The 17,055-nt window shown below is 61.7% G+C and carries 17 protein-coding genes and 2 tRNA genes; 7 read left to right on the top strand and 12 right to left on the bottom strand.

The genetic code is table 11. The annotated features are described in order from the left end of the window. Positions 1-17: 17 nt before the first annotated feature. Together PU133_RS13000 and PU133_RS12995 are read right to left on the bottom strand one after the other, a co-directional pair. Positions 18-755: an alanyl-tRNA editing protein gene (locus PU133_RS13000; protein WP_404862041.1), complete on the bottom strand. Its 738-nt coding sequence runs from the start codon at positions 753-755 to the stop codon at positions 18-20. Further along, a complete protein-coding gene (locus tag PU133_RS12995) occupies positions 752-1,795 on the bottom strand; it encodes a cysteine synthase A (protein WP_404862040.1) in 1,044 nt (347 codons plus the stop codon). Before PU133_RS12995 ends, PU133_RS13000 begins: the two co-directional genes overlap by 4 nt. A 268-nt stretch (positions 1,796-2,063) precedes the next feature. Between PU133_RS12995 and PU133_RS12990 the strand changes: the two genes are divergently transcribed. Together PU133_RS12990 and PU133_RS12985 are read left to right on the top strand one after the other, a co-directional pair. Next, positions 2,064-2,735 carry a ChrR family anti-sigma-E factor gene (locus tag PU133_RS12990; protein WP_404862039.1) on the top strand — a complete coding sequence of 224 codons (672 nt, stop codon included), beginning with the start codon at positions 2,064-2,066 and terminating at the stop codon, positions 2,733-2,735. A gap of 99 nt (positions 2,736-2,834) precedes the next feature. Next, on the top strand, positions 2,835-3,647 hold the full coding sequence (locus PU133_RS12985; RefSeq protein WP_404862038.1) for an SDR family NAD(P)-dependent oxidoreductase: 813 nt from the start codon (positions 2,835-2,837) through the stop codon (positions 3,645-3,647). 9 nt (positions 3,648-3,656) lie between these two features. On the opposite strand, the gene PU133_RS12980 is transcribed toward PU133_RS12985, so the two are convergent. The 6 genes from PU133_RS12980 to PU133_RS12955 all read right to left on the bottom strand — a co-directional run bounded on the left by PU133_RS12980 (position 3,657) and on the right by PU133_RS12955 (position 10,453). After that, positions 3,657-5,036 carry an MFS transporter gene (locus PU133_RS12980; protein ID WP_404862037.1) on the bottom strand — a complete coding sequence of 460 codons (1,380 nt, stop codon included), beginning with the start codon at positions 5,034-5,036 and terminating at the stop codon, positions 3,657-3,659. A 53-nt stretch (positions 5,037-5,089) separates the two neighbouring features. Next, a complete protein-coding gene (locus PU133_RS12975; protein WP_404864532.1) occupies positions 5,090-6,343 on the bottom strand; it encodes a class I SAM-dependent methyltransferase in 1,254 nt (417 codons plus the stop codon). A gap of 147 nt (positions 6,344-6,490) precedes the next feature. Beyond that, positions 6,491-7,336, bottom strand: coding sequence for a DUF1365 domain-containing protein (locus tag PU133_RS12970; protein WP_404862036.1), 846 nt, complete (start codon positions 7,334-7,336; stop codon positions 6,491-6,493). Between the two features lie 9 nt (positions 7,337-7,345). Further along, entirely contained in the window at positions 7,346-8,716 is a 1,371-nt protein-coding gene (locus PU133_RS12965; protein ID WP_404862035.1) for an NAD(P)/FAD-dependent oxidoreductase, read from the bottom strand. Beyond that, the gene (locus PU133_RS12960; RefSeq protein ID WP_404862034.1) at positions 8,713-10,203 is read right to left on the bottom strand and encodes a cryptochrome/photolyase family protein; all 1,491 of its coding nucleotides are present in this window, start codon (positions 10,201-10,203) and stop codon (positions 8,713-8,715) included. The genes PU133_RS12965 and PU133_RS12960 overlap by 4 nt, the downstream gene beginning before the upstream one ends. Before the next feature lie 175 nt (positions 10,204-10,378). Then, positions 10,379-10,453 (bottom strand) — tRNA-Asn (locus PU133_RS12955). Positions 10,454-10,645: 192 nt separating this feature from the next. Between PU133_RS12955 and PU133_RS12950 the strand changes: the two genes are divergently transcribed. Both PU133_RS12950 and PU133_RS12945 read left to right on the top strand, forming a co-directional pair. Further along, the gene (locus PU133_RS12950) at positions 10,646-10,948 is read left to right on the top strand and encodes a hypothetical protein (RefSeq protein ID WP_126010536.1); all 303 of its coding nucleotides are present in this window, start codon (positions 10,646-10,648) and stop codon (positions 10,946-10,948) included. Positions 10,949-11,078: 130 nt separating this feature from the next. Continuing rightward, a complete protein-coding gene (locus PU133_RS12945; protein WP_126010535.1) occupies positions 11,079-11,999 on the top strand; it encodes an alpha/beta hydrolase in 921 nt (306 codons plus the stop codon). Positions 12,000-12,056: 57 nt separating this feature from the next. Here PU133_RS12945 and PU133_RS12940 read toward each other — a convergent pair whose 3' ends face one another. The 4 genes from PU133_RS12940 to minC form a co-directional block, all read right to left on the bottom strand. Continuing rightward, positions 12,057-12,233 (bottom strand): hypothetical protein, encoded by a 177-nt coding sequence (locus PU133_RS12940; protein WP_164527894.1) that lies wholly within the window; start codon positions 12,231-12,233, stop codon positions 12,057-12,059. Positions 12,234-12,316: 83 nt separating this feature from the next. Then, positions 12,317-12,583, bottom strand: coding sequence for a cell division topological specificity factor MinE (minE, locus tag PU133_RS12935; RefSeq protein ID WP_126010534.1), 267 nt, complete (start codon positions 12,581-12,583; stop codon positions 12,317-12,319). After that, positions 12,580-13,395 carry a septum site-determining protein MinD gene (gene minD / locus PU133_RS12930; protein WP_126010533.1) on the bottom strand — a complete coding sequence of 272 codons (816 nt, stop codon included), beginning with the start codon at positions 13,393-13,395 and terminating at the stop codon, positions 12,580-12,582. The genes minE and minD overlap by 4 nt, the downstream gene beginning before the upstream one ends. Positions 13,396-13,424: 29 nt before the next feature. Further along, positions 13,425-14,168 (bottom strand): septum site-determining protein MinC, encoded by a 744-nt coding sequence (minC, locus tag PU133_RS12925; protein WP_404862033.1) that lies wholly within the window; start codon positions 14,166-14,168, stop codon positions 13,425-13,427. Between the two features lie 419 nt (positions 14,169-14,587). Here minC and PU133_RS12920 point away from each other — a divergent pair. From PU133_RS12920 to PU133_RS12910, 3 genes are all read left to right on the top strand, one after another. Next, positions 14,588-14,661, top strand: a tRNA-Cys gene (locus PU133_RS12920). A 169-nt stretch (positions 14,662-14,830) separates the two neighbouring features. Beyond that, the gene (locus PU133_RS12915) at positions 14,831-15,499 is read left to right on the top strand and encodes a protein-L-isoaspartate O-methyltransferase family protein (RefSeq protein ID WP_404864531.1); all 669 of its coding nucleotides are present in this window, start codon (positions 14,831-14,833) and stop codon (positions 15,497-15,499) included. Positions 15,500-15,656: 157 nt separating this feature from the next. Beyond that, positions 15,657-17,003: a TolC family outer membrane protein gene (locus PU133_RS12910; protein WP_126010531.1), complete on the top strand. Its 1,347-nt coding sequence runs from the start codon at positions 15,657-15,659 to the stop codon at positions 17,001-17,003. Positions 17,004-17,055: the final 52 nt, after the last annotated feature.

Raw genomic sequence — 17,055 nt, 5'->3', positions numbered from 1 at the left:
TGGTAGGCTTGGCAATACTAGTCCGGCGCGGGTCCGAAGCGAATGCGGAAACGCCGGTTTTCCTTGCCCTTTTTCTCGATCTTGGCGATGTGGATCGCGCCAACCTCCTGCGTTTCGGACACATGAGTGCCGCCGCAGGGCTGGCTGTCCACGCTCGAACCTTCGCCGATGCATACGAGACGGATGCGCCCGGTACCACGGGGTGGCCGGACGTTCTTGGATTTGACGATGCCCGGATTGGCGTCGAGCTCCGCCTCGTCGATCCACTGGGTGAAGATCGGGTGATTGGCCTCGACAAGTTCCATCAGCCGCGAGGTCACCTCGGCACGATCGATCGTCTCGCTCATGTCGAAATCGACCCGGCTGTCGTCTTCTGAAACCGAGGCACCGGTAATCGGGTAGGGGCAGACGACGGAGAGCAGGTGGCAGGCCGTATGCATGCGCATCAGCCGGTATCGCCGCGCCCAGTCGACATGAAGCACCAGCTTCTCGCCGAGCTCCGGCTGGGCCGCCCCGTCCTGCGGCAGGTGTATGATCTGGCCCGGCGCCTCGCCCTTGATGGTCGCAGCGATCGGAATGAGCGAGCCGTCGGCGCGCTCGAACTGTCCTACATCACCCGGCTGGCCGCCTGACGTGGCATAAAAACAGGTCTGGTCGAGCACGATTCCGCCGGCCGCATTGACGGACAGGACGGTCGCCTCGGCAGTCGAGAGATAGGCGTCTTCGATGAAGAGCGGACGCGTCGCCTCGCTCACGCCTGCACATCCTCGAATGGCACGTCGAACTTGGCAGGGTTCTCGATCCAGCCAGGCACGGGGAGATCCTTGGAGCGCAGGAACTCCGGATTGAAGAGCTTGGACTGGTAGCGGTTGCCGTAATCGCAGAGGATCGTGACGATCGTCTTGCCGGGGCCCATGTCGCGCGCCATGCGCATCGCACCGGCAATGTTTATGCCGCTGGAGCCGCCGAGGCAGAGGCCTTCTTCCTGCACGAGATCGAAGACGAGCGGCAGGGCTTCGGCATCGGGAACACGATAGGCGAAATCCGGCGTGAAGCCCTCGAGATTGGCCGTGATACGGCCCTGGCCGATGCCCTCCGTGATCGAGGTGCCGGGCGAGGCGAACTCGCCACTGGTGTAATATGAGTAGAGCGCAGCACCTTCCGGATCGGCGAGGCCGATCTTGATGTCCGGGTTCTTGTCCTTCAGCCCCATGGAGACGCCGGCAAGCGTCCCGCCCGATCCGACGGCGCAGATGAAGCCATCGACCTTTCCGTCGGTCTGCTCCCAGATTTCGGTTGCTGTCGTTGCGATATGCGCATCCCGGTTCGCGGTGTTGTCGAACTGGTTTGCCCAGATCGCACCGTTCGGCTCGGTCTTCGCCAACTGCTCGGCGAGCCGACCCGAGACCTTCACGTAGTTGTTGGGGTTCTTGTAGGGCACGGCCGGAACTTCGACCAGCTCGGCGCCAAGGAGGCGGATCGCGTCCTTCTTTTCCTGGCTTTGCGTTTCGGGAATGACGATCACGGCACGGTAGCCAAGCGCGCGGGCAACGAGTGCCAGCCCGATTCCCGTGTTGCCCGCCGTGCCTTCGACGATCACGCCGCCTTTGCGTAGGAGGCCTTGCCGCTCCGCGTCGCGGATGATGAAGAGCGCAGCCCGGTCCTTCACCGATTGACCTGGGTTGAGAAACTCCGCCTTGCCGAGAATGGTGCAGCCGGTCTCCTCCGAGGCTCGTTTCAGCTTGATCAGCGGCGTATTGCCGATGGCGTCGAGAACGGAAGGAAGAAAGGACATGAAAATCCGCCTTTTGGGATTGTTTTTCGTAGAGTAAGAACGAGGTTGTGCGTTCTCAAGCCTTCTTTGGCAAGAAATGCCGTTCGCCTTTTAAGCTCGTGGGCGGAATGCAACATGCGTCTGGTGCACGCATGCGGAGGCGTGAATGCCCGACTATTTTGACCACTGATCCGAGTTGCCGAATTGACCGTATTCTCGATAGTGGTGGTGTTGAAGAATCCTGGAAGCGGTGCTTGGGTGGAAGTGCCGAGTCAGAATAGGGCGACGAATGGTTCGTGAGCATATTGATACGATCGACTCGCTGATGGCGCGTTATGTTGCAGGCACGCTTCCGCTGCCCGCACACGTGCTGGTGCAGTCGCATCTCGAACTCCGCGAGGGTGCGCGCACCTTCGTCTCCGATCTAGAGGCAATGGCGGGCGACACGCTCGAAAGCCTTGCGCCTGCACCGATTGCTGCGCGCGACGACCTCCTGGATCGCATTTTCCAGTCAAAGCCGGATAGTATTCGTCTGACACCGATGGACTTTAGGACAGACATGTCGCGGACAGCGCCGAGCGAGGGCAGCATGCCTTTGGCGCTGCGGGATTTCGTCGGCTTCGACATCGCCGACGTTCCGTGGCGTACCAAGATGCCGGGCTTCAAGGAATACGACATGGGCGAGATCGATGGCTGCCATGTCAGCATGTTCTGGCTGCGCCCCGGCCGTGCCGTTCCTGCCCACACGCATCACGGCTGCGAGATCTCTCTCGTGTTGAAGGGCGCCTTCTCCGATGGCATGGGCCGCTATGGCCCTGGCGACATCTCCGTTGCCGACGATGATATCGACCATCGCCCCGTTGCCGAGAGCCATGGCCCCTGCATCGGCTTTGCCGTCACGGATGCGCCGCTGCGCCTCACGGGTTCTTTCCGTCAATTGATCGGCGACCTGATCGGCTGACGGGCTTCCTGCGTACCAGTTTCGAGCGGAACGAAAACCGCGCCGGCCAATTCTTGGCTGGCGCGTTTTCATTTTCGAAACGCAAGCAGGAGCCAAGCAATGCGCCATTATTTCGCCGAACCATCCCATGGAGCCGTCTGGGTCACGGGCGCAAGCTCCGGCATTGGTGCGGCGCTGGCGCTGAAGCTCGCGCAGGCGGGCTACACGGTCGTGGCCACGGCCCGCGGCGAGGACAAGCTCAACGAGCTTGCCGCAAAGGCGTCCACAGCCAAGGGGCGCATCCAGCCGATGCCGGGTGACGTAACCGATGAAGCCGACATGGCCCGGATCGTCGATTCGATCATCAGCCAGCACGGCAAGCTCGCACTCGCGATCTTCAATGCGGGCGTCTACATTCCGGTCCATGGCAACGAACTGAAGGTCGAGGACTTCCACAAGACGTTCGCCGTCAATCTGAACGGCGTCGTAAATGGGCTGGTGCCCACTGTGAATGCGATGCAGCGCGCGGGCAGGGGCCACATTGCCATCGTCTCCTCGGTCACGGGATATGGTGGTCTGCCTACGAGCGCAGCCTACGGCGCCACAAAGGCCGCGCTGACCAACATGGCGGAAAGCCTGAAATTCGATCTCGACAAGATGAACATCCGAATCCAGGTCGTTCACCCTGGATTCGTCGACACGCCGGCAACGGAAAAGAACGAATTTGCGATGCCGGCGCTGATGAAGGTGGACGATGCGGTGGACCGGATCATCGAAGGGCTGAAGCGCCCTGGCTTCGAGATCACGTTCCCCAAGCGCTTTACCTACGCCCTCAAGTTTCTCGGGCTCTTTCCCTATCCGGTCTATTTCGCCGCGATCAACCGCATGACGGGATGGTCGAAGCGCCCGTTGGAAAGCCGCGGAAGCGACTGAGCACGCGCCCTAGCTGCTTGTTTCGCCATCGATTGAGGCTCGCAGCTTGGCATGCTCGGCCTCGTCCAGCGGGAAGTTCCACATCAGAAGTACGGAGATCAGCTTCAGTGCGATCGGCACCCAGGCGTAAATGACGGCAAGCGCGAGCAGAGATGTGTCGGTGTTGTTGCCGCTCGCCTGCGGATCAAAGCCGAAGAACGCCAGCGCCGGAAAGATCGTCCCGCCGGCAAGCGCCAGTGACAGCTTGGTGGCGAGGCTCCAGGCCGCGAAGTAGATACCAGACCGCTGCTCGCCGGAGCTTGCCGTGTCGACATCGACGACGTCGGCCTGGATAGACGCGGGGATCGTCAGGTCGAAGCCGAGAAAAATCCCCGTTGCGATGCACATCGCGCCAAAGCCGTAGAGTGCGCCTTCCGGCAGCATCGGCGCCACGGCGAAGATCGCGCAATTGATCAGCATCGCCCAGCACCAGGCCCGGTGCTTACCGATTGTGTCGGCGATCTTGAGCGCGATCGGCACCCCGATGACGCCGGAGAGAAAATACAGAAACAGCAACGGGCCGCGTGCCTCGGGCAGACCAAGCCGTTCCGAGACAAAATAGAGGAAGAGCGTTGCCGGAATCCCGTTCGCCAGCCCGTTGATCAGATAGGCGAAGATCAAGCGCAGAAAGGGTTTGTTGTTGCGCAGATGGCCGAGCCCTTTTCGGAAATCGACCCGCTGCTTCGTATGTTCTTTCGGCTCCGGAACGATGACAACGGCGATCAAGCCAAAGACCGGCAGCGCAACCGCGATGCCGATGGCGAGAAGCGCGAGCCCATGGACACCTTCGGCAGTGTCGAAGCCGATCGTGAACGGCACCGCGATCGCAATCAGCGTGCCGATCAGAATGAACCCCTCGCGCCACCCGGCAAGACGTGACCTGCCGCGATATCCGCTTGACAGTTCGGCACCCCAGGCTGTCAGGGGAATGACGGATGCGGTGTAGCCGAGCGAGAGCATCATGCCCCAGCCAAGCAGGTAACCCGTGGTGGCGTCGACCGGCGGCCAGAAAAGCATGAAGCCCGACAGTGCCGTCAGCGGCAGGCTGGCCGCAAAAAGCGTGCGCCGCCGGCCGAAACGCGGCCGAAACCGATCCGCCACGAACCCGACCAGCGGATCGTTGACCGCATCGAACAGCCGCATGACGAGGAGGGCGAAGCCGACGCCCGCCAGCGAGAGCCCCAGCGTCTCGGTGTAGAACGTCGGCAGCAGGATATAGAGCGGCAACGTCATGGCCGCGAGGGGAAGCGCCGGCAGCGCATAGGCCGCCAGAATGCGCGCAGGCACCTGGTCGCCATAGGAAGCCGTGCGCGCTGCGCTGGAGGGTTCAGGCTGGCTGCGCTTAGTCATGCGCGCGTCGAAGGGGCAGAGGATCGAAGGCTCATGCCGCTTCTACGTGCTGATCACCGTGCATAGACCACTTGGCGGACATTGATATTTTCCGCCCGGAACCCAGCCTCGCAGTAGAACAGATAGAATTCCCAGAGACGCTTGAACCGCTCGTCGAACCCGAGCGGCCGGATCGTTTCCCAGCGCGCCCAGAATCGCTCGCGCCATTCGGCCAGCGTGCGGGCGTAATCGGCTGCAAAGGCCCGGTTGCCGACGATGGTGAGACCTGCCTCGTCCCCATATGTCCGCAAATGATCGTTGGTCGGCAGCATGCCGCCTGGGAAGACGTAGCGCTGGATGAAATCCGGCTGGCTGCGATACATGGGGAATACCGCGCTCGCGATGGTGATTGCCTGGATGCCGGCCCGACCGCCTTCACGCAGGCAGTCGCGCAGCTTGCCGAAATAGGTCGCCCAGAACTTCTCACCAACGGCTTCAAGCATCTCGATGGAGATGATCCGGTCGTAAACGCCGGTTTCGTCGCGGTAATCCTGAAATTTGAACGTGGCGCGGTCGGAGAGACCGGCCTTCTGGATGCGTTCTTCGGCATAGGCCAGTTGCTCGCGGCTGATCGTCAGGCCCGTGACCTTGCACCCGATCTCACTTGCGGCAAACTCGGCAAACCCGCCCCAGCCGCAACCGATTTCCAGCACATGGTCGTTCGGCCCGATGCCCGTCGCCTCTGCGAGCGCCCGATATTTGGCGGTCTGCGCAGACTGCAGGTCGTTCGCGCCGGTTTGGTAGAGCGCCGACGAGTAGGTCATCGTCGTGTCGAGCCATTCCTTGTAGAAGGCGTTTCCTAGATCGTAGTGGGCGGCAATGTTGCGCTTGGACTGGCTGCGCGTGTTGATGTTCAGCCAATGGCGCAGCTTGTCGAAGAGTTGGAGGATGCCGCGTCCACCCGTCGCGTATTTTTCGCCGAGATCCATGTTGACGAGGAAGAGCTCGAGGAACGCCGTAACGTCGGGGCTGTCCCAATCATGGTCCATGTAGGATTCGCCAACGCCGATCGTGCCGCGCATGAAGGCGCGCTGCGGAAGGTTCCAGTTGTGCAGGACAACGGTCGCTTCCGGTCCGGGCTTTGCGCCCTCCACACGAAAGGTCCGTGCATCGGGCATGCGGACATTCAGCGCGCCGTAGTTCATGTTGACCAGCGCCTTCAGCGTCACCTGCGCACGCGCCGGCAGCCCTCCCATGAAGGCCGCGACATTGTCGGCCGTAAGCCGCTCGGCGGCTGCGAAGTGATCGTTGGAGAATGTCGCATCCATACTCATGCACGTCCGTCCCAGTGATAGCCGGCTCTTTGAAGCATGACCGGCTTAAAATTGCCCCAACGGGTTCGAGTCTTGATCGTCACGGCGCTGGCAGCCGGTCTTGCAAGCATGCGCCGATGAAAAGCCAATCTGTCCTTGCGTTCAAGCGGCGTCATCATCGAAGCTTACAGCGACCGGGGCCGGCCCGCGCGACCGGTAGCGGGCGCCTTTCAGCCAGAGCCGAAGCGCCTCGAAATGGATGCCGGCCACGATCTTCCATGTCTGGAACGGCACCCGCAGCAGGCACCCGAGAATCGCTCTCGATGTGAATTCGGTGCGCTCACCGTCGAATGTTGCGGAGAGAAAAGGACCTTCTCTGTCCGTCTCCAGAATGCGCCACCGCATGGCCTCACCTGGCGGCAGCATGCGGAAATGGTAGCGCATCTCCATGTCGATGAAGGGCGATACGAAGAACCGCTTGTTCCGTTCCTGGCGGATACCGGCCGGGCTCACGTCTCCCGGTTTGCACACGCAGACATAGCTGTGACGTTCGCCGAACGTGTTGCGCACTTCGTACACCAGCGCCTTTAGAACATCGTGCCGATCATAAGCGTAGTAGACAGCGAGCGGATTGAACACGCGCCCGAAAACGCGCGGATAGCAGGCGAGCAGAATGCGATCGGCCTTCTCGGTCAACCCGGCCTCGTTCAGCAGATGATCGACATAGCTGCGCGCGCTGTCATGCGGGCCGTCGATGTGGTCGCTTTCATGAAAGGATGTGACAGCGGCACGGTTCACGCCGAAGAGCTTGCTTTGCCGATCGGCGTCGTCCAGCCGATCGAGATCGATCAGGATATTGAAGACACGGTAGGTGAAGCGATGCGGCTTCGGGCGCATGCGTTGATGCATCACGTCGCCCACATAGAGACTGACAGCCGCAGCCGGCGCCGGAAAGGCGATGGCGGCTGAGGCTTGGCTCGTCTCGAAATTGGGTGCGTGCACGGTCATGGCGAAAGCCTATTCCGCAGCCTCGACGAAGTCGACAGAGGGATCCGTTCCCCATGACCGCCAGGGAATTGTCGCGCCCAGCGCTTCGGCCGCCGCAAGCCCCGAAGACAGGCCGTCCTCGTGGAAGCCGTAGCCCGTCCAGGCACCGGCAAACCACGTGTTGGACTGCCCCTGAAGCCCAGCCAACTGCTTCTGGATCTTGACCGCGTCCGCGCCGAACTGTGGGTGGTCATAGGAGAACTCGCCGAAGACCTTTGTCGGATCCGGTTCGCGATCGGGATTGAGCGTCACGAAGAGCGGGCAAGCGGGATCAATGCCTTGAAGGCGGTTCATCCAGTAGGTGACGGCCACGTCGCCTTCGCCGCCATCGACCGACGAGCGCAGATAATTCCAGGATGCCCAGACCTTGCGGCGCTTCGGCATAAGAGCCGGATCGCGATGCAGAACGACGCGGTTTGGCCGATAGGGAATACCCTTGAGCACCTGTCTCTCTGCTTCGCTCGCATCTTGAAGCATCGCGAGCGCCTGGTCGGAGTGCGCCGCGATCACGATGGCATCGAAAACGTCTTCATGGCCCGCAGAATCGCGAACGAAGACCTTGCCACCGGAGCGCCGGACACTGACGGCACCGCAGCCCACGCGCGTCTTGTCCCTCAGTGGAGCAAGCAGGTGCTCGAGATAAGTGCGCGATCCACCGGTGACGGTCCGCCACGGCAGCTGCTGGCTGTACACGAGACGATGATTGTCGAAGAAATTGACGAAATGCTCCGCCGGGAATTCCATCATCTGCTTGGCCGGCGTCGACCAGATCGCGGCGGCCATGGGCACCAGGTAGTTGTTTGTGAAACCCGGCGAGAAGCGGCGCCAGTTGAGATAATCGCCGATCGAAATGTTGCGCAGATGGCCGTCGGCGCGATCGCGCAGGCACATCTTGTTGAAGCGCAGGATTTCCCGAAGCATCACGAGAAAGGTCGGGCGAAAGAAATTGCGCTTCTGAGCAAAGAGCGTGCGAAAGCTGTCGCCGCTCCATTCCAGCTTGCCGTGGTCGAGCGACAGCGAAAAGCTCATATTGCTCTTGTGTGTCTCGACGCCAAGATGCTCGAAAAGCGCCTTGAGATTCGGATAGTTCACCTCGTTATAGACGATGAACCCCGTATCCACGGCGATTGCCTTGCCATCATAGTCGACGTCGACCGTCGCGGTGTGTCCGCCAAGACGCGCTTCCTTTTCATAAAGCGTGACGTCGTTGTCGGCGTGCAATGCCCAGGCAGCGGACGATCCGGATATGCCGGACCCGATCACGGCGATCCGGCGACGCTGGCCGTTCTCACGGTCGATCGGGACGGCGCCGCGTTCCGGATGAGGCAAGTGAACGGTCATGCTGCTTCCTTGAGTTTCTTGTAGGCGTCGAGAGCGCGCTGGCGCGCTTTCTGATGGTCCACGATCGGGCGCGGGTAATCCTTGCCGAGCGTGATGCCCGCGCGGCTCAATATCTCGGTCGGTGCTTCCCAAGGCGTCTGGATGTATTTGTCGGGAAGCTTCGCCAGTTCCGGCACCAAGCGGCGCACATAGTCGCCCTTCTGATCGAATTTCGAGCCCTGGAGCATCGGGTTGAAGATGCGGAAATAGGGGGAAGCGTCGGCGCCGGATCCGGCGACCCACTGCCATTGCGCCGGGTTCGAAGCCGGGTCGGCATCGACGAGCGTATCCCAGAACCAGTCCTCGCCAATGCGCCAGTCGATCAGGAGATGCTTGGTCAGGAACGATGCCACGATCATCCGGACCCGATTGTGCATCCAGCCGGTCTGCCAAAGCTGACGCATCCCTGCATCCACGATCGGATAACCCGTCATCCCGTGTTGCCAGGCGCGAAGCGCATCCTTGTCCTGCCGCCACGGCATCGCGTCGAAAGCGGCATTGTAGTTCGCTTCGGCAAGATCCGGCTTGTGAAAGAGCAGGTGGTAGGAAAACTCGCGCCAGACGATTTCCTTGCGATAGGTGGTGCGATCCTCGCTCGCCACTTCCTTCGGGCGGCGGCTCGTCTCGGCCCAGATCTGATAGGGCGTGATTTCGCCGAAGGCGAGGTGCGGCGACATGCGTGACGTTCCGGCACGGTCGGGCAGGTCGCGCCCCTCGGCATAGGCATCGAAGGGACCTGCGATGAAATCGTCCAGGCATTTCCATGCGCCGGCTTCGCCCGGCGTCCAGCTGTCCGCGATTCCCCCCGACCAGTCGGGTTTGGTCGGCAGTAGCTTCCATTCGTCGAGCTTGTCTGACGAAAGATTTTCGGCTGGGTTTGTGATCTTGCGCGGTGCGCCGATCGGATCGCGCGGCGGCGTTCCGGCATCCAGCGCGCGCCAGAACGGCGTGTAGACCTTGTAATGACCACCGCTGCCCGTCGTCGTTTTGGATGGTTCGTGCAGGAGCTGTCCGTCGAAGCTCTCCACGTGAATGCCGCCATCCTTCAGGGCAGCCTTGAGTTCTGTGTCGATCGCAATGCCCGGAGGGTCGTAGCGGCGGTTCCAGAAGACGCTGCCCGCTCCCGATTCGTCGACGACGGCGCGCACGAGCTTTTCCGACCCGCCGCTCTTCAGAATCAGGGGAATGTTGAGCGCGGCGAGAGATGCCTTCAGCGCGACGAGCGAGTGATGCAGCCACCAGCGGCGCGCGCCGCCGAGCTTGCGGGGCGCTCGAGCCGTTTCGTCGAGAATGAAGAGCGCAATGACCGGCGCATCGCTGTCCACGGCCTTCGAGAGAGCGAGATTGTCTTTGACGCGCAGATCGTTGCGGAACCACACCACAACAGGTCCGCCGGCATGCGCTCCATCCGTCGCGCCACCATCCTTCTCCCGCGCTTTAGGTGCCATGAAAACGCTTTTCTGTCTGAAACGTCAGAAGGGGAGATTGGACCATCCCCGTGTTGGTGTCGTTACGTCGATACGAACGGAATGGATCAAAGGTTTCAGAGACAAAGCAAGGAGGGCTGCACATGAAAAAGGCCGCTGCCCCGTGAAACGGATGGCAAGCGGCCTTTGACATGATTGGCTCCCCGGGCCGGATTCGAACCAGCGACCGATCGATTAACAGTCGAGTGCTCTACCACTGAGCTACCGGGGAAAAACTCGTCTTTTCGTCGAGTTGGCGAGCCTATAACAAATGCCTTTCCCACTTGCAAAGCCGTTTCCAGAAAAAAGTGCTCCGTCTTGCACATTCATCGCAGAGTGCCCACTTCTCAACACCGAGGCGCCTGGGGGCGACCGTTGCGAGGTGGCGTTGCCAGCCGTGTCCGAAACCAATCCTGAAAGCAAAATGGCATCCGAAAGCCGTTTCCGGTTCGATCCCGTGACTCGCACGATCCACATCCTCGGGCGCCGGATCAGCTTGCCGCAATCGCGTGGTGCACGCATAGCGCTCGGTATTGCCCTGATTTTCGGAGGGATCTTTAGCTTCCTGCCGATTCTCGGCATCTGGATGCTGCCGCTCGGCCTGTTGGTCCTGTCGCAGGATTTTGCCTTCGTGCGCCGCTGGCGCCGGTCGGGCTCGGTCTACTACGGCAGGCGCTGGGGCCGGAAGCCCAAGGCGCCAGCCGGTCAGGACCATCCCGAGCATTGAGCGTGTTGGCGTGCGCCACAGCGTCGTTGATGATGAACACCATTGCCACGTTCCAGCCAAATCGCGCTGCTTGATGTTGGGTGAACGAATCGAAAGATGACGCCTCCAGCAAGGGTATGCGCACGTCCCAATGACTGTTTCGACCGACCGCTCCGGCACGGGGATGATGCGCAAGATGGCAATCGGGCTGGTATTGGCTTCCACGCTGTTGGCCGCGACGTTCGGCGTAGCCACGACCATTCCCGAGCACATCCTTTTTCGCCAGCGGACGCTCTTCAACTTGCTGGAACTCGACAGCCGGCTTGCCGTCCAGCCGCTCGATTACGAGACCCATGACGGCCTGACGATCCGCGCCTGGTATCTGCCTGCCGTCCCGGGCAAACCCACCATCGTCTACTTCGCCGGCCGGGAAGGCGACCTGGTTCGAAAGCCGCGGCATCTCTACGAATTGGCGGAGGAAGGCTACGGCCTGATTCTCGCGGGATACAGGGGGTATGGCGGCAATCCGGGCCGGCCGCGCGAGGGCAACATGTATCGCGATGCTGCCGCGATGCTCGATCAGGCGGAGCAGGCGGGCCTCGCCCGGGACGGCTTCGTGCTCTACGGCTACTCGATGGGTTCGGGGATCGCTACCAACGCGGCGGTGCAGATCGAGCCCCGCGCGCTGATCCTGGAAGCGCCGATGACCAGTTTTCCGGAAGCCGTTCGCCAGCAGGTTGCCCGCGTGCCGAATTGGGTGGTGCGCACCAAGTTCGACAATGTTGCGCGGCTTGCGGAACTCAAGGTTCCGGTTCTGATCGTTGCCGGTGAACAGGATCCGGTGACGCCGGCTAGGTTTGCGACCATGCTGGCATCTGCAAACGATCAGTTTGCGACGGCTGTCATCGTGCCGACTGCAAACCACGTGAACATCATCCGGCTGGGCGGACGGCAGGCGATCGCTGCTTTCATGGAGCAGTTTGACGGGAGCGGCATCCTCGCCTCGTTGTCGGCGCTCGGTGATCAAGCGAGCGACATCGCCGACCAGATTCTGCCTACCATGGACGACTGACCAGCGCTGCTTGAAGGCATTCGCTGGCTCGAAACGTCAGATCGACGATCGCGATGGTCAGCCGGCCTGGCTGACCACTCGCTCATGCACGCCGGCCACTTCTTCGCATACGCGCACATGTTCGATGAGTGCATCCATGGTCAGGCAGGCGCTGATCGTACGGATGTCACGGTTTTGAAACTTCGGCAGCCGCTGAAGCTCTTTCAAACGTTCGAGAAGGGCCACTCGTGTCATGTTGGGTCTCCTTATCGTTTGGAGCCGGTGGCCGAGATCAGCCACCGGAGCTTTCGATGCCGGCATTTGGACCGGCCAGGTCGTCAGGCAGCGCGAACGCCGGCCGACAGCGGTATTTCGATGTCTACCTCGAGCGTCGAGACCGAGTCGCCCCGGTCCATCTTCACGAGAACCTTGTCGCGATCGACCTGCACGTGCTTCGCGATCACCGCCAGGATTTCCTCGCGAAGGACCGCCACCAGATCGGAATGGCCGACCGTGGTGCGCTCATGGGCCAGGAGGACCTGCAGACGCTCGCGCGCTTTCGGCGCCGAGGTCGTTTGTCGATTGAAGAAGCTGAAGAGGCTCATGCGGCCCTCCTTCCGAAAATCTTCTCGAACAGCCCACGCTTTTCGCCCGGGATGGTCATCGCCACCTGTTCGCCGGCAAGACGACGAGCCGCATCGTGATAGGCAATAGCGGCAGCACCACGGCCTTCGGCAAGCGTCACCGGCGAACCGATGTTGGAGGCACGAAGCACATCCATGCTTTCGGGAATGATGCCGAGAAGCGGGATGGAGAGAATCTCCAGAACATCGTCGACCTTCAGCATGTCGCCACGCTCGGCGCGAACCGCATCGTAACGCGTGAGAAGCAGATGTTTCTCGACCCGCTCGCCGCGTTCGGCTTTCGCCGTCTTGGCGTCGAGAAGGCCGATGATGCGATCCGAATCGCGCACCGACGACACTTCCGGATTGGTGACGACGACGGCGATGTCGGCATGACGCATGGCGAGCGTCGCGCCACGTTCGATGCCTGCGGGGCTGTCGCAGATGATCCAGTCGAACTGCTGACGAAGCTCGGCCATGACCTTCTCCACGCCCTCGGACGTGAGATTGTCCTTGTCGCGCGTCTGCGAGGCAGGCAGCAGGTGAAGGGTATCCAGGCGCTTGTCGCGGATGAGTGCCTGCGACAGCTTCGCATCGCCCTGGATCACGTTGATCAGGTCATAGACGACGCGTCGCTCGGCGCCCATCACCAGATCGAGGTTGCGCAGGCCGACGTCGAAATCGACGACGACGGTCTTCTCATTCCTTTGCGCAAGTGCTGCGCCGAGCGCGGCGGTCGAAGTCGTTTTGCCGACCCCGCCTTTGCCCGATGTCACCACGATAACTTTAGCCATATCTCTCTCCTGTCCTGGCCGCCCCCGGCTCAAATGAGTTTTTCTGCCATGATCGCGTCGCCTTCCAGCCAGAGCTGAACGGCCTCGCCACGCAATCCAGGCTGCATGTCTTCCGCTGTCTTGTACAAACCGTCGATTGCCAGAAGCTCGGCTTCGAGCTTGCGGCAGAAGATGCGCGCCGATGCATTGCCGATCGAACCGGCAAGCGCACGGCCGCGCAGTGTTCCGTAGACGTGGATCGAACCACCCGCGACGACTTCCGCGCCGGAGGCGACCGATCCGATGATGGTCACGTCGCCTTCCGGGAAGATTACCGACTGACCCGAGCGCACCGGCTCGTGAATGATGATCGACGGCATGGCACGCATGACTTGCGGCGCGCTGACCGGCTGCGGCTTGCTGCTCGCCGCGGATTTTTCCGGCGCCGCGGTATCCGCTTCAGGCTCGTCGAAATCGGGAGCAGGGCGCCCGCCGCGCATTGCCGGAGGCATGCCGTTCGTCAGTTGAGACGGGCGCGCGCCCTCGATGCCCATGACCCGTACATTGCGCTCGGAAAGCGCGTCGATCAGCGATTTCAGCTCATGCTTGTCAACGTCAAGATCCTCGACATCCAAAACAACCGGGCGACCGAGAAAGAATCCCGCCGACCGGTGCGCAAGGTCGTCCAGGCGGGCAAGCCAGCCGTCCAAAGGCAGTTCCGGCGACAGGACGAGCGCCAGAAAGGAACGGCCTTTGAGCCTGATGGGACGGGTGTCGGTTAGCACTTTGGTCATCTACGTTAAAAATCCATTGCCAATCGATAGGCGTGCGTTGGTTAACCAACCGTTAACCGAGCTTGCCTGTGCGAAGCTGGAGCGAGGCTGGTGGCCTGTTCCAAATCGGCACGGCGCTCGGACCTGGTCGTCCGGCGAAGCGATGCCGAGACTGTCCTCCACGGCAGGGGCTCGCGAGACGACGAATCGCGACTCACTGAAGCCCCAGTCGACCTGCAAAGCTGGGCAAAGACGTGTCCGTTGGTGCTTGCGGCCAGTGGATCCCCGTTTCTTCTCGGCACCATGACGGACGCAGCGTGTGCGCCTGCGATGGAATCCGCGGTGGCAGCCAAAAAACGCACCATTGCCGTACACCCTGCTTGAACTGTGGGGGAATTCATTCTAATGCCCTCAGCCGTCGGCAGCGCTTGCCGATATGAGGCCTCGTGGCGGAGTGGTTACGCAGAGGACTGCAAATCCTTGTATCCCGGTTCGATTCCGGGCGAGGCCTCCAAACTTTCGATCCCAGCAAAAGCAGTCCAGCCGAATGCAACGCTTGTGCGTGTGCAGGCGAGGGCGGTTCTTTGTCTTTGCCATTCGCGCGACGACGGTTTATCGAAGCGACGGGCAGCGCTTGCAGCGGTGCCGACGGGGATATGCAGGAGTTTTCCAGTCCGATGACGATCGATTACGCTCAGGCGCGTGCCAAGATGGTCGACTGCCAGATCCGCACGATGGATGTCACGCAACATGCGGTCCTTGCGGCCTTCTCGGAGGTGCCGCGCGAGGCTTTCGTGCCGGCCAAGTTCGCGCAGCTTGCCTATATCGATGACGATCTGCTCGTGAAGGAAGGCAAGGACGGTGCGCCCGATCGCTTCATGATGGAGGCCGGCCAGCACGCCCGCCTCGTTCAGCTTGCGGAAATAACGCCGAACGACGTCGTCCTGGAGATCGGCTGCGCGACCGGCTACGGCGCCGCGGTCCTGTCGCGCCTTGCCGGCTCGGTCGTCGCACTGGAATCGGATCCTGAACTTGCCGAGGAGGCCAGCACGAAGCTCGCCGATCTCGGCTTCGACAACGTTGCGGTCGTGCAGGGTGACCTGGCAGCCGGCTATCAGGACGAAGCGCCATACGACGCCATCATCTTTTCCGGCGCCGTGGAGGTTTTTCCGCAGGCGATTCTGACCCAGTTGCGGGATGGTGGTCGGCTCGTCGTGGTCGAGGGAACGGGCAACGCCGCGCGCGCCAAACTCTATATACGCGAAGGCGAATTCACCGCGCAGCGGACCGTCTTCAATTCGGCCGTGAAGCCGCTCCCCGGTTTCTCCAAGGCGCCTGAATTCGTGTTTTGATCGGTTGAATGGCGCTGTTGCGATCCGGCAACGCGCTGCCGCATACTTGGCGTAAGCTTGCCTGTGTACTTGTCTCTAATAGACGGCGGCGCGATAAGCGTCTGACGGACACGATTCATCATCGTGATCGCGATGTATTTTGACTAAGGAGTTCGTCATGGCGCGTTACCGCAAATGGCTTTCGACATTCGCGCTTGCGTCTATCATGGCCTTCTCCCCCACGATCTCCATGGCCGAAACGATCCTCGGCGCCATGGCCAAGGCCTACGAGAACAATCCTGATCTGAACGCGGCAAGAGCCGGCCTCAGAGCAACCGACGAGGGCGTTGCGATTGCCCGGTCGGGATATCGCCCCCGCATCGCCGCGCAACTCGATGTGTCGGCCACCGAGACCTCGTCCAGTTTTGGCGATGGCACCGATGCGGCACTCGGGCTGTCCGTTTCGCAGACGCTTTTTGACGGGTTCCAGACGCGCAATGCCGTTCTCGGCGCGCAGTCGGATGTGTTCGCGGGCCAGGAAGGGCTTCGTAGCACCGAGCAGGATATCCTGCTGTCGGCGGCGCAGGCCTTCATGAACGTCGTGCGTGACCGCCAGATCGTTCAGATCCGTCGCCAGAACCTCGAATTCCTCAACGAGCAACTGAATGCTGCCCAGGCGCGCTTCGATGTGGGTGAAGGCACCCGCACCGATGTCAGTCAGGCGCAGGCCTCGCTCGCTGCAGCGGAAGCCGGCCTGGTGGCTGCGCGGGCACAGGTGAGCTCGTCCGAAGCCGTGTACGTCCAGATTGTCGGCGCGGCACCGCCTGCCTCCATGACGCCCGCTCCTGCCTCTGGCGGCCTGCTGCCGCCCTCGCTTGATACGGCGGTTACATCCGGTCTTGCCGAACACCCGCTGGTCAAGTCCGCTCAATTCCAGATGAACGCTGCCGACTTCTCGGTCAAGCAGGCCGAAGGCGCGCTTCTCCCCGGCGTCAATCTGAGCGGCTCGGTCGGCCAGGATCTCCAGAGCGGCGACACGCAGGCGACGATCGGCGCAACGCTTTCGGTGCCGATCTACCAGGGCGGCTTGACGTCGGCCCAGGTGCGCCAGAGCAAGGAACTGCTCGGCCAGGCGCGCATCAATGTCGATGTTGCCCGCAACCAGCTTCGTCAGGCGATCGTCACGTCCTGGACCCAGCTCGAGGCCTCGCGCGCTGCGATTGCCGCGAACCGCGCCCAGCTCAATGCATCCGACCTCGCTCTTTCCGGCGTTATCGAAGAGCGCGATGTCGGACAGCGCACCACGCTCGACGTGCTGAATGCGCAGCAGGACGTGCTGACCGCGCGCGAAACGCTGGCGCAGGCCGAGCGCGATGCCATCGTGGCGAGCTACTCGGTGCTGTCCACCACCGGCCGGTTGCTTGTCGGTCGCCTTGGTCTCCAGGTCGCCGAATATCGGCCGGAAGTCCATTACGAGGCTGTCCAGGACAAGTGGTACGGCCTGCGGACCATCGACGGACGCTAGTCTGCACATCAGTTTCGAAGTTTCTTCCCGGACAAAGTTGTGCATCCCCGGT

The sequence above is a fragment of the Georhizobium sp. MAB10 genome, assembly GCF_045012825.1.
GTDB lineage: Bacteria > Pseudomonadota > Alphaproteobacteria > Rhizobiales > Rhizobiaceae > Georhizobium > Georhizobium profundi.
The sequence above is the reverse complement of the archived record's forward strand: the minus strand, read 5'-3'. Positions and strand labels throughout refer to the sequence as shown.

What these genes read in the sequence shown, in the direction of transcription:
- PU133_RS12995 (WP_404862040.1), bottom strand. Translation starts at nt 1,795, where the DNA reads ATGTCCTTTCTTCCTTCCGTTCTCGACGCCATCGGCAATACGCCGCTG.
- PU133_RS12990 (WP_404862039.1), top strand. Translation starts at nt 2,064, where the DNA reads ATGGTTCGTGAGCATATTGATACGATCGACTCGCTGATGGCGCGTTAT.
- PU133_RS12985 (WP_404862038.1), top strand. Translation starts at nt 2,835, where the DNA reads ATGCGCCATTATTTCGCCGAACCATCCCATGGAGCCGTCTGGGTCACG.
- PU133_RS12980 (WP_404862037.1), bottom strand. Translation starts at nt 5,036, where the DNA reads ATGACTAAGCGCAGCCAGCCTGAACCCTCCAGCGCAGCGCGCACGGCT.
- PU133_RS12975 (WP_404864532.1), bottom strand. Translation starts at nt 6,343, where the DNA reads ATGGATGCGACATTCTCCAACGATCACTTCGCAGCCGCCGAGCGGCTT.
- PU133_RS12970 (WP_404862036.1), bottom strand. Translation starts at nt 7,336, where the DNA reads ATGACCGTGCACGCACCCAATTTCGAGACGAGCCAAGCCTCAGCCGCC.
- PU133_RS12965 (WP_404862035.1), bottom strand. Translation starts at nt 8,716, where the DNA reads ATGACCGTTCACTTGCCTCATCCGGAACGCGGCGCCGTCCCGATCGAC.
- PU133_RS12960 (WP_404862034.1), bottom strand. Translation starts at nt 10,203, where the DNA reads ATGGCACCTAAAGCGCGGGAGAAGGATGGTGGCGCGACGGATGGAGCG.
- PU133_RS12950 (WP_126010536.1), top strand. Translation starts at nt 10,646, where the DNA reads ATGGCATCCGAAAGCCGTTTCCGGTTCGATCCCGTGACTCGCACGATC.
- PU133_RS12945 (WP_126010535.1), top strand. Translation starts at nt 11,079, where the DNA reads ATGACTGTTTCGACCGACCGCTCCGGCACGGGGATGATGCGCAAGATG.
- PU133_RS12940 (WP_164527894.1), bottom strand. Translation starts at nt 12,233, where the DNA reads ATGACACGAGTGGCCCTTCTCGAACGTTTGAAAGAGCTTCAGCGGCTG.
- minE (WP_126010534.1), bottom strand. Translation starts at nt 12,583, where the DNA reads ATGAGCCTCTTCAGCTTCTTCAATCGACAAACGACCTCGGCGCCGAAA.
- minD (WP_126010533.1), bottom strand. Translation starts at nt 13,395, where the DNA reads ATGGCTAAAGTTATCGTGGTGACATCGGGCAAAGGCGGGGTCGGCAAA.
- minC (WP_404862033.1), bottom strand. Translation starts at nt 14,168, where the DNA reads ATGACCAAAGTGCTAACCGACACCCGTCCCATCAGGCTCAAAGGCCGT.
- PU133_RS12910 (WP_126010531.1), top strand. Translation starts at nt 15,657, where the DNA reads ATGGCGCGTTACCGCAAATGGCTTTCGACATTCGCGCTTGCGTCTATC.